The organism is Planctomycetia bacterium (genome assembly GCA_034440135.1).
Lineage (GTDB): Bacteria > Planctomycetota > Planctomycetia > Pirellulales > JALHLM01 > JALHLM01.
Window position 1 is genome coordinate 1 of sequence record JAWXBP010000091.1, and the last position, 11,057, is coordinate 11,057.

At 58.5% G+C, this 11,057-nt stretch carries 10 protein-coding genes; 2 read left to right on the forward strand and 8 right to left on the reverse strand.

Features of this window, described 5'->3' with window-relative positions; translation table 11 throughout:
• The 7 genes from treS to SGJ19_05340 all read right to left on the reverse strand — a co-directional run.
• The coding region (gene treS, locus SGJ19_05310; protein ID MDZ4779650.1) for a maltose alpha-D-glucosyltransferase at window positions 1-2,316 on the reverse strand (2,316 nt) is incomplete at its 3' end.
• A gap of 58 nt (window positions 2,317-2,374) precedes the next feature.
• Window positions 2,375-2,608: a hypothetical protein gene (locus tag SGJ19_05315; GenBank protein MDZ4779651.1), complete on the reverse strand. Its 234-nt coding sequence runs from the start codon at window positions 2,606-2,608 to the stop codon at window positions 2,375-2,377.
• Entirely contained in the window at window positions 2,595-3,020 is a 426-nt protein-coding gene (locus SGJ19_05320) for a maltotransferase domain-containing protein (protein MDZ4779652.1), read from the reverse strand. The genes SGJ19_05315 and SGJ19_05320 overlap by 14 nt, the downstream gene beginning before the upstream one ends.
• Before the next feature lie 65 nt (window positions 3,021-3,085).
• The gene (locus SGJ19_05325; GenBank protein MDZ4779653.1) at window positions 3,086-3,595 is read right to left on the reverse strand and encodes a MarR family transcriptional regulator; all 510 of its coding nucleotides are present in this window, start codon (window positions 3,593-3,595) and stop codon (window positions 3,086-3,088) included.
• Window positions 3,596-3,715: 120 nt separating this feature from the next.
• Window positions 3,716-5,545 carry a 4-alpha-glucanotransferase gene (locus SGJ19_05330; protein MDZ4779654.1) on the reverse strand — a complete coding sequence of 610 codons (1,830 nt, stop codon included), beginning with the start codon at window positions 5,543-5,545 and terminating at the stop codon, window positions 3,716-3,718.
• A complete protein-coding gene (locus SGJ19_05335) occupies window positions 5,535-7,442 on the reverse strand; it encodes a sodium:proton antiporter (protein MDZ4779655.1) in 1,908 nt (635 codons plus the stop codon). Before SGJ19_05335 ends, SGJ19_05330 begins: the two co-directional genes overlap by 11 nt.
• Before the next feature lie 94 nt (window positions 7,443-7,536).
• Window positions 7,537-8,115 carry a MarR family transcriptional regulator gene (locus SGJ19_05340; protein ID MDZ4779656.1) on the reverse strand — a complete coding sequence of 193 codons (579 nt, stop codon included), beginning with the start codon at window positions 8,113-8,115 and terminating at the stop codon, window positions 7,537-7,539.
• A gap of 307 nt (window positions 8,116-8,422) precedes the next feature.
• Between SGJ19_05340 and SGJ19_05345 the strand changes: the two genes are divergently transcribed.
• Both SGJ19_05345 and SGJ19_05350 read left to right on the forward strand, forming a co-directional pair.
• A complete protein-coding gene (locus SGJ19_05345) occupies window positions 8,423-8,626 on the forward strand; it encodes a carbon storage regulator (GenBank protein ID MDZ4779657.1) in 204 nt (67 codons plus the stop codon).
• 59 nt (window positions 8,627-8,685) lie between these two features.
• The gene (locus tag SGJ19_05350; protein MDZ4779658.1) at window positions 8,686-10,041 is read left to right on the forward strand and encodes a glucose-1-phosphate adenylyltransferase; all 1,356 of its coding nucleotides are present in this window, start codon (window positions 8,686-8,688) and stop codon (window positions 10,039-10,041) included.
• A 650-nt stretch (window positions 10,042-10,691) separates the two neighbouring features.
• On the opposite strand, the gene SGJ19_05355 is transcribed toward SGJ19_05350, so the two are convergent.
• Window positions 10,692-11,057: hypothetical protein (locus SGJ19_05355; GenBank protein ID MDZ4779659.1), on the reverse strand; the 366-nt coding region annotated here is incomplete at its 5' end.

Genomic DNA, 11,057 nt, shown 5'->3' on the forward strand with positions numbered 1-11,057 from the left:
CTCCAACTCCGGATTGACGCCGCCGTCCAGCTTTCGAAACAGCTTCATCAGCAGGCGGTCGCCAAACACGACGGCGCTGTTGCTTTGTTCCACTCGAAGCGATCGGGAAGGCAACCGCTTATCAGGCGACTCGCACAAGGTGCGCAGGGCGCGAAACGGTTGGCCGGAAAGCCGACCCTCGCGGCCCTGCGCGCGGCGCCGGCCGCGCACCAGTTCCAGCAGCAACTGACTGAATGATTCGTCTCCGAACGCGTCGTACAGCACGCCATTGATAGCTCCCTTACTTCGTTCCACCTCCAGGAACGCCAGTCGCTTGGTCGACTCGTCCGCGTGAAGCTGGTCGGCATGCCGTTCGGTGGCGAAGCTTACGGGGAGCAAATAGTTTTCTGACTGCGCGCTCGCGTAATTCACCGTCAACAACAGCAGTTGCACGTCAGCGCCGAGCGCGCGATCCGCCAACGGAACCACGTCCGCGATTTCCACTCCACTGACTGGCTTTCCTTTCCCCGCGAACCAACGACGCTCACAGAGCCAGTCCGGAAGCAATTCAGTCAGCGCACGTCGCGCTTTGCCGTCTAGCGCGAGATGCCAGGATCCTTCCACTTTGATGCTCGGCAGCCGCGCCGACTCCTCAATCGCTGGCGACGGACCATCGACGATCGGCTGTAGCGTTCGGCCGGCTGGCTGCAGCAAGAACCAATAGAAGCTGTGCGGCCCCAAGGTCAGCATATAGGGCGGCTCCCCCACAGGCGGAAACACGGAATGCCCGAACATCTCGACCGGCGAATAACCACGAAACTCGCTCAGGTCAAGTTCCACAAACTGCGAGAATCGTGACAAATTGGCAACCACCAACGCTGTCTGCTGCGCGTCTTGGCGCAGATAGGCCAGAACCCGATTGTTCTCTGGCGTGAGAAAGCGAAGGACGCCGCGCGCGAACACAGGGTGCTGCTGCCGCAAGGCGATCAGTCGCTTCATCCACCAGAAAAGCGAGTGTCCGTTGCGAAGCGACGTCTCGACGTTAACGGCCTCGTAATGGTATTCGTGGTCAATGATCGTGGGCAGGAAGAGTTGTTGCGGATTCGCCGACGAGAATCCGGCGTTGCGATCCGAACTCCACTGCATCGGCGTACGCACGCCGTTGCGGTCGCCCAAGTAGATGTTGTCGCCCATGCCGATCTCATCGCCGTAATAAATGACGGGCGTGCCAGGCAATGACAACAACAATGAATTGAGCAACTCGATCTTCTTGCGATGACCACCCAGCAACGGCGCCAGCCGACGCCGGATGCCCAGATTGATGCGTGCCTGCGGATTGTGCGCATACACGCTGTACATGTAGTCGCGTTCTTCGTCGGTCACCATTTCCAACGTCAATTCATCGTGATTGCGCAGAAACATCATCCATTGGCACGTTTCGGGGATCTCCGGCGTCTGCTGCATGATGTCGATAATGGGGAAGCGATCTTCCATCTGCACCGCCATGAACATCCGCGGCATCACAGGAAAATGAAATGCGCATTGGCATTCGTCTCCTGCGCCAAAATAGGCGACGGCATCCTCTGGCCATTGATTGGCCTCTGCGAGCAGCATGGTGCCGGGATAGTGCTGGTCGACGTAAGCGCGAATCTCCTGCAGAAACGCGTGCGTTTCTGGCAGATTCTCGCAGTTCGTGCCTTCGCGCTCGAAGAGGTACGGCACCGCGTCGAGCCGCAGACCGTCCACTCCCATCGCCAGCCAATGATCGAGAATCTGGAATACGGCGCGCCGAACATCCGGACTGTCATAGTTCAAATCCGGCTGGCGACTGTAAAAGCGATGCCAATAATACGCGCCGGCCACGGGATCCCAAGTCCAGTTCGAGGTCTCGAAGTCGCGAAAAATAATGCGCGCGTCGCCGTACAACGTGGGGCTATCGCTCCAAACATAGAAGTCGCGATGGCGGCTCCCTGGCTTCGCTCGACGGGCGCGCTGAAACCAAGCATGACGCTCGGATGTATGATTGAGCACCAATTCAATGATGACCCTCAGTCCGCGAGCGTGCGCGGCGCGGAGGAACGCCTTGAAATCGGCCAAAGTGCCGTACGTGGGGTTGATGGTCTCGTAGTCGGCAATGTCATAGCCGTTGTCGCGCAACGGCGAGGGAAAGAACGGCTGGACCCAGATAGCAGTCGCGCCGAGGTCGTGGATGTAGCCGAGTTTGCTGGTGAGTCCGCGAAAATCGCCGATGCCGTCCGCCGTGGAATCGCAGAACGAGCGCACATGCACTTGATAGATGATCGCGTCTTTGTACCAGCTCAAATCCTTTTCCAGCATGGCGTCGCTCCTATGCCTGAGTCGCTAGCTGCAATGATGAGTTCGTCGTTGTCGCGGTTCACAAGAAATACTCGAACTGCGCCTCCGTCCTCATGCGTCGCCGCAGCGCAAAGATTTGCGCCGGCGACGTCTGTGGATCAAGTTCGACATAGTTGCGAGTTCCGTGCCAGAGGAACCGACCATCTCCTAGCAAATCATGCGCCTGAAATGCTTGAGCAGAATCGATGCCGAACTCTGCAAGCGGCAAATCCACCCAACCGGATTGCCTATGACGCGGATCAAGGTTGACCACTGTCACGATGATGTTCGTCAGATCTTTCGTGCGCTTGGAGGAGCTCCACGTCGACCGGTTGTTCCGCATTGAGGCGCTTCATTAAGTCCCGCCGCCACGAACCGAATCGGTCGATCCAAGCTTCAATCGAGAAGCGGTAAGCCCCCAATCGCCCCACCTCGAAGCGACCATTCCACCAGTCGTTGGACTCGGGCGACATTGAACACTCCGTCCATTTTGCCTCATCCTCGTGACGAAACCTAAGTCTCGCCTGAATCAAATCATGGCCGTCCGTAAAAATGCGCGCTCGGACCTCGACGACGTCGCCGACGACACGCTTGACGGGAAATCGACCGTCGTCGACCCGCGGCGACACTGCTTCGATCAACACGCGGCTGCGTCCATCGGACGAATAGTTATCCAGGCGTTTCATCGTCGACTCCGAATTCGATCTGCAGCCCGAGCATGGAATGACGTCGACGCGCGTACGCCGTTGTGCTAGCGACTCCTGCGCTTGGCGTATCTCGACGACGCCAGAACGGGCATGTCCTCCAACTCATCCGCCTGCATCAACTTGACGATTTCTTCCAGCGACTCAGCTAGACTCCGTTGTTTTGCGACTGACAGCCCTCGAGTACGATCCAGGAGCGACGCTTGAAGAGGAGACGGAGCCTGTCGGACAAAAGCGGTACCCTTGGCAGTGAGACCGACAAAAACGGTTCGGCGGTCGCGCTCGTCTCGTCGACGTTGAACGAAGCCTTTCTTCTGCAGTCGATCAAGGATACCGACGATCGTACTGGGGTTTACGTGAACCTTCGCGGCCAAAGCGCGAGAACTTAGCTCTCCGTCGCCAGCCAACACGTGCAAGCACACCAGCTGCGGGGCGGTCACTTCGAACTGCTCCAACAGCTCGCGCGAGTGCAGATCGATGGCATGAACGATGCGTCGCAGCGCCGCCAACATGCGGCGCTCAAACTTTGAATCGCCCCCATTTCGATTCTCGGACACTCCCATCTCCTGCACGAGAGCATTTGTTGCCAGGATTATACGTTGCAGAAGAAATGATTTTAAGTGCAACGATCTGGCGACACAGTTTGCGACCTGCGATTACATTCGTACCGCGGCCGTCTACCGCCGCACTGAACTGCACTTCGCTGCCAGCTCGAAGTGCTGTTTCAAATCGAGCGCTTCGCCTTTGGCAAGTCGTCTCGCGTATTCCGCCGCGAAGTCCGACGGTGCGTGCAGCGTCCAATTAACGTCGTTGACCAATCCGGGTTCGTTGTAGCGACGCGTCAAGCCGAACAGATCCGCGAAAAACACCAATACATGCCTCGCCTCGCCGGTCAGCATTGCTGAGAAGACGCAATTCACAAGCGCGCCCGACTCGTTCACCATTTCCTCCGGCGCTGAAGTCGGATCCCAATCGGAGCCGAGTCGCTGAGTAGCGTACTGGCGCCAGGCCGCTCCCTGCTCCGTGACGCACCAAGCATTTGCCAGCAACCAAATTGGCGGCGAATCGTGGGTTCCCAGCATAACCCAGTCCTCAGGCCGGGCATGCTCGATGCGATAAACGTCCGTGCGGTCGTTCAGATTGATCTTCTGCACGACGCGGAAACGCCCTAGTCGGTGGCGACGCAACACCTCGGCAACCGGCCTAGGGAGCGTGCTCAACACTTCGCAGGCGACCGATTCACTTGCACTGTCTGATACGCGCGATGCCGCGACAACTTCATCGATCAGCGCGGAGTAGCGGGCGACTTGCGTTCGATCCAGGTCGCGAACACGTTCTTCTCCAAACTCTGGCTCCTCGCGAGCGAGTTGGTCGATCCTGGCGATCGAGAACTGCGCAAGTTGCGGATGCCTTGGATCGTTCGGCGTGGAAAACAATCTCGCTCCCTGCCGAACCGCATGAAAGGGGTCAAGGTCGTCGTCGCCGTAGACCCACGGATCGATCCAACCGTGAGGGTGATCGATGCGCACGCCGTCAGATTCCGCGACGGCCTTGCGGATGCGCGCCCGCACGAAGTTCAGCACGGGTCCGGGAGCATCGGCTGATCCATATTGGTTCGGATCGAAGACGGGATATCCCCAGGGTTGTCCCAAAGGATTCGTGCGACTCGGGGGTGCTCCCAACCGGTAACCCGGCAGGAACAGCCCTTGATAGGCCCAAGTGTCCTGGAGTGACAGGCCAACTTGCAGGTCTGCGAACACTTCCAGCCGCAACGTGTGCAGACGATCTCGCAGGCCTTGATGCTGCGTGTCAAGGATGAATTGAATGAGCGCGTAGTTTTCAATTTCGCGTTGATATTCCGCGCGAAGGGAATCGATCCTTCGAGCGGCGGCGGACGCGGCTCCCGATTCTGGATGGTACAATCGCTGATCCAAGACGCCCTGCGTAGAACCGCCCCAATCTCGCCAAGACGGGCGGCCATGAATTCGGCTCAGAACCGCGTAGATCGCGTCGGGCAGCAACCACTCTGCGTTCGCGAACAGAAAGTCGCCCGAGGCAGCGCGGTCAGCGGACGACGCGGCGGCGACGATCTCACGCTGGGCGGATTCAAACGCATCGTACAACGCTGAATATGCGGGGGTTCTTCCACATGCGTGAAGCGACGCCACGACGTCACGGAAACTGGCTCGCGGCAGTCGTCCCTCATCGACCAGGCGGGCGAGAGGCAAATTGAGCGGATTGCGAGAAAAAATCGTGCCGTCGTAAGGCGAGGCATTGCCTCGCCCCGTCATGCCGTGCGGACCGAATTGAATGGTGTCGAAACCCAGGCCGGCGATGAACGTGAAGAACTGTTCCGCGCCATAGCTGTAAGGCGAACCTCGGCCGACGTCCTCATCGGGGGTCGCAGGCAAACTCGCATCGTGGATCTGCAATGCCAGACGCTTGATGTTTAATCTTGCCTTGGCATCGTCGATGGACCTGGTTCCAAAATCGCTTTCATGATGCATCACAACCAACCTCGCTAAGCGATACCAACGTTACTTGCGTGAGTCGCTCCTGCACGATTGAGTACGGCTCCGGCTGAACACGCTCTGCATTTGCCCGACTTGCGGGCTCCTCGTCGTCCGCCTCGACTAACTCCATAACGGTCGTCACAGTCGATTCAGCCGATTTCGACGTATGAACGCGTACGCCGAGTTCGTCTCTCTCCAGCAATGGCACGACCACCTTGCGCCCTGACTTAGGCGTGGAGTCCTCGCCGTCGCTTCGCTCGACGATCCGCAATCGCCCCGCCGATAACATCGAGCAGATGACCGCATGCGGCGTATTGCTGGCCATGGCGCGACGGCCTGAGAGTCTTACTCCAGTGGCATTTCGAATATCATCTGGTTTTGCCACCACTTGTAAGACCTGCTCGTCAAAGAACCAAACCTTGGCCGCATCACAAACGAGCGTATTCAGCGCGTCATTTCCGGTCATTGCCACGCACCAGCCAAGCTCGGACCAATCCAAGTCCTCATAACTCTGCTCTTGCGTCGCATCACCCTGCACGACCGTGTGACACCTACGGCGGGCGAATCCTGCATTCCATCGGCTGTTGTCCATGTAGGTCGTCTTAGTCCCGGCGGCAGTGAGCTGTTCGGCCAGCGTCAACGACAGCTCATTCACGCCAACGATTAAGACTCCTGGCGGGTCGAATTCAATCTGATCCAGGGCCCGAGCCAATGTGCCGGCCCAGCAGCCTTGCAGCAGGACCGTGGCGGCGATGGTCAGGAACACCAGCGATTCAATCAACTCTGCGGAATCAGCGCGTAGCGGATGCAATTGATCCGCCACATGCGCGGCCATGGCGGCCGCAACGATGCCGCGCGGCGCGATCAGGCTCACGAACATCCAGGAACGCCAATCGAGACCTTCGCCGAACGTGGACGCCCACACCGCCAAAGGGCGAACGACGAAGATGAGGCTCGCCAAGAGTAGCACTTCGCCCCAGCCGATCCGCCAGATCATGCCAGGGGCAACGTTAGCGGCAAGCAACAGAAAGAGCAACGAAACGCCCAAGACCGTCAACTGCTCTTTGAAGTGCTCCAACTCTTCTCGAAAAGGAATTGGCAGTGCGCCTAATGTCAGTCCTGCGACCGTGGCGGCCATAACGCCGGATTCATGGTAAAGCGATTCTGAAACGGCGAACGACAGCAGCGCAGTCGCTAGTGATACCAGATTAACCAAAGCGATCTGATCGCGATGCTGAAAGAATCTTAAACGGAGGACAAACGCTGCTGCCAATGCCAAGCCGCCGCCGATCACGATCCCTGTTGTGGCTCGCAACGTCATGGCCCAAACCGCGCTCTGCCAACTTGCCCGCTCTTCGTAGTACGCGAGAACGTATTGCAGCAACACCACGGCAATGTTGGCGCCGATAGGGTCGATGATAATCGCCTCGGACTTGAGAATTCCGTGGACTCGCGGCTTGAGGCGGATACGGCGCAGGATTGGCGTAATCACGGTTGGACCAGTGACCACGATCAGCGACGCGAACAAGAACGCCTCGGGCCAGGGAACATACAGCAGAAAATGAGCTGCGACCGCCCCTCCGAACAAGGTGACGCAAAGTCCAATGGTTACAAGGCGACGAACCGGCTTGATCGCTTCGCGCAACACCTGCGGCCGGAGCGTCAGGCCTCCTTCAAAAAGAATGATCGACACGAAGATCGCCGTGAGTACCGGCAATCCTTCGTGCAAGCTCGACGGATTGATCAGGCCGATCCCATGCGGACCCGCGATCATTCCGAGGAGCAACAAAAATACGATTGCCGGCAATCGACTTACCGAGGCCAATCCTTGCGCCAATGCGCCAAGGGCCACGCAGGCCGCCAGAGTGGTTAAGACCGCACTGCTTTCCACAAGCTCCCTCGTTCAAGCTGTCGCGTCACCAGAGTGGTCGTCGCATGGCCACGGAATGCGACGCGATGCGCCTCCACATCCATGTATTCAACGCCTAGGTCGGAACGACGCCGCTTGTATTCTCTTGATCGCTAGCGATCTTCGCGAATGCGGACTGTCGTCGCTTCGGAGCACGCCCACGCGAACCGTTTACGTTCTCGACGACATCGGCGCCTTCAAGGTACAGCAATGGTGGCAGATCGGCATCCGGTGCTTGCATCATCATAGCTACTCGCTGCAATGCCGCCAGAAGTTCGGTTTGCTGCCATTCCGGCAGTAGCTTTAATTCTTTCCGAAACCGGTCCCGAAGCAGAGGTGGCGCGGCGTCGGCCACTCGCTTACCCTCATCTGTCGCGACCGCAATCACAATTCTTCGGTCGGTGTCAGATCGCCGACGCACGATCAATCCGCTGGACTCAAGTCGCGTGAGGATTCCGGTCACGGTCGGCTGGCTCAAGTGCATTGCCTTCGCCAAGGTACCGGGCGAGACGTTTTCTGCTCTCAATAGCTCCCGCAGGATTGCCAATTGCGGCCCCGTGAGCCCGAATTCCTGCCACAGTTTGCGGGAGTACTGATCCACTGCCTGGCTGATCCTTCGCAGGGCGACGATCATCTGATCTTCGGTGGAAAGCATGCAACAACCTCGTCAATGAGCCTCGTCAATGAGCAAATGCAGCCTTAAGAGCATAGTGTACAATCAAAAATGGTGCAAATACCTTCGGCGACCTGGCGCAGACGTCGATTCCGCGTGTTTTCGCAAGTTGTTTGCCATCAATAACCTAGCATCACATGCGCGATCCGGGTTGCCAGAAGCAAAGATGCATAGTAGGCAATGGATAGTGATCGGCACGGAAGCTTCGATGCTTCTTGGTTGGTCGCCGTCGGATTCAACGAGGCGGTGACCTCCGCCTCGCGTCAGCGAATTTCACAGGAGGGACGCCATGTTAGTGCTTTCACGACGGCACGGGGAAACCATCTGTGTCGGTGGCGACATCGAAGTGGTTGTGCTCCATGTGCATGGGGACCGGGTGAAGTTGGGAATCGCCGCTCCGCGTGAAATCCCTGTGCGGCGTTCAGAGTTGCCCTTGGACAGACAAACAACCCGCAAGAACGACGACGATAGGGAGAGCGCTTCGAGCCACTAGGCGTTGGCTCGTCCCGGCAGACCGCGAACAAGACGTTTTCAGAAAACCGGAGGATCGAAATGACTGACACATTGGCCATCATTCTGGCGGGCGGGCGCGGGAAGCGCCTGGATCCACTTTCGCGCGATCGTGCCAAGCCGGCGGTGCCATTCGCCGGCCCCTATCGCATCATCGAGTTCACACTGTCGAATTGCCTGAATAGTGGCTTGAGACAAGTGCTCGTGCTGACGCAATACAAGTCAGCGAGCCTGGATCGCCACATTCATTCAGGCTGGGGCCGCTACTTCCAAGCCGGATTGGGTGAGTGCCTGGAATTGATCCCGCCCCAGCAGCGCGTCTGCGATGACTGGTATCGTGGCACAGCCGACGCGGTGTTCCAGAACTTGTACTCGATCGAGCGGATGGGCGCCAAACGCGTCTTAATCCTGGCAGGCGATCACGTGTACAAGATGGACTACCGATTGATGCTCCAGTTCCACGAACAGCACGGACGGCCAGCCACCGTGGCGTGCCTGGAGGTTCCGGACACGGAGGCGGCTGGTCAGTTCGGCGTGATGGAGATCGACGATCAGCATCGAATCGTGGGATTTCAGGAGAAACCCGCCAATCCGAAATCCATTCCGGGGAAGCCCGGAACATGCCGCGCTTCCATGGGAATCTACGTCTTTTCGACTGATTTCCTCCGGCAGGCGCTGCAGGTAAACGCTGCGCCATCAGCCGGCGGCCCAGACTTTGGGCATCACCTGTTGCCGTCAATTATTTCGCGCGGCCAAGCCATGGCGCACACCTTCGAGGGCGTCGCCAGCGATCGCCCGTATTGGCGCGACGTCGGCACGTTGGACGCATACTATCAGGCCAGCATGGAGTTGCTGAACCGGGAGCCCCCGCTCAATCTTTACGACGAGCGTTGGCCGCTGCGCACTTTCGAGCCCAGCCTGCCGCCTCCGCGCGTCGCGACTGCTGTCGGCGGACGAGATGTCGCATCGCGGCCGAATGTGTTTTGCGCCGGTTCCATCATTGACGCCTCTCACGTGTCCGGTTCGATTATTGGCAGGGGATGTCGCATCGCTCCGGGCGCCGTGGTCGAGGACTCGATCTTGATGGATGGAGTGCACGTCGGCCCCGGAGCAATCGTCCGTCGAGCGATTCTTGACAAGCACGTGCAGGTTCTAGCTGCGGCCATTATTGACGGACGATCGCCGCGAACGGACCATTCCCACACGTATTCCGAAAACGGCGTCGTCTGCGTGGCAAAGGAAGAGGTCGTGGGGCCTTTCGCGGCATCAAGCCCGAGTACCAGGCAAGGCGAGTTTAGCGCCGATTCGAACGAACAGGAGGACCATCGGCCTTTGCCCTCGCTTCGCTTGTTCCCACGCACGACGCGGCCGCAGGTTTTCGCCGACTGCCCGTTGTAGGCTTCGGTAGGCAAAGAATCCTCAACTACGGAGACCGCGACATCCATCCACAGGAGATTCACAATGAACATTTGCAAACGACATACGCGTTGGGATCATCGACACGGTATTCAACCGGCGTCGCGTTTCGCGGGGTCGAATGGAACGAAGTTCGCGGACTTGTTCGCGCAAGGCTATCAACTTCTTCGTCAGCAGCGCGTGTCCGCGGCTTTAGACGTGTTCCGCCGCCTTCGCGAATCATGCGCGAACGATCGCCCTTTACAGTTGATGATCGCCTGTTGTCTGGCGTCACTGGGCAAGCTTGCTGACAGCCGCGAAGTCGTCGCCTCAACGCTCGAGGGCACAGCAGGCACTTCTGCGGTCGATCGATTGGCGCGCGCATTCGCGGCCCGCGCTGAGGGACGCGTTACTGAGGCCGCGAATCTATTTGCCGAGACCGCATGCCTCAGGTCAGATCTGCCAACCGTCGCCTTGTTTCTGGGCGATGTCCTCGAGCAGATGACACTGTCCGAGGAAGCGCGTTACGCGTGGGGATTGTCCATTCGCCGGTGCCGGCGAGCGCCGCACGTCGCCCGATGCGCACGGCAACGCTTATGCTCAGTGTCAGAATCCAGCGCGAGCGACGACCGTGCTCGATGCGCACTCCTGATTCAAGGCGACATTGTGAAGTAGTTGATGCGACTCGTCCTCACGGCACACTGATCAAGAACACGAGGTGGCATATGCCAATCAAATTGACGGGCAATGGAAGTAGTGAAAAGCAGTTTCGGCTTGCCATCGAGTTGCAGGGCAGGAAGCGATTGTTGGGTTTCAATCAGGCCTTCGCGCTTGCGCATCGGTACTCGCGCCAAGCTGAGGATGCTGCTGCCGTGCAGATCCTTCAGAAACTGAATCAAGCGAATCCTAACGATGTACCCGTTGTAAACGGCGCTCGAAGAGTGCAGCGCTTGGCGGGTTACCGATGGTCGGTCGAAAAGTGTAGTGCTCATGTTCCCTTCCGCGGATTCGTGACCGAG

Excerpts from the sequence above, each read along its gene's own strand:
- SGJ19_05330 (MDZ4779654.1), bottom strand. The coding sequence starts at position 5,545 with ATGCATCATGAAAGCGATTTTGGAACCAGGTCCATCGACGATGCCAAG.
- SGJ19_05345 (MDZ4779657.1), top strand. The coding sequence starts at position 8,423 with ATGTTAGTGCTTTCACGACGGCACGGGGAAACCATCTGTGTCGGTGGC.
- SGJ19_05340 (MDZ4779656.1), bottom strand. The coding sequence starts at position 8,115 with ATGCTTTCCACCGAAGATCAGATGATCGTCGCCCTGCGAAGGATCAGC.
- SGJ19_05320 (MDZ4779652.1), bottom strand. The coding sequence starts at position 3,020 with ATGAAACGCCTGGATAACTATTCGTCCGATGGACGCAGCCGCGTGTTG.
- SGJ19_05350 (MDZ4779658.1), top strand. The coding sequence starts at position 8,686 with ATGACTGACACATTGGCCATCATTCTGGCGGGCGGGCGCGGGAAGCGC.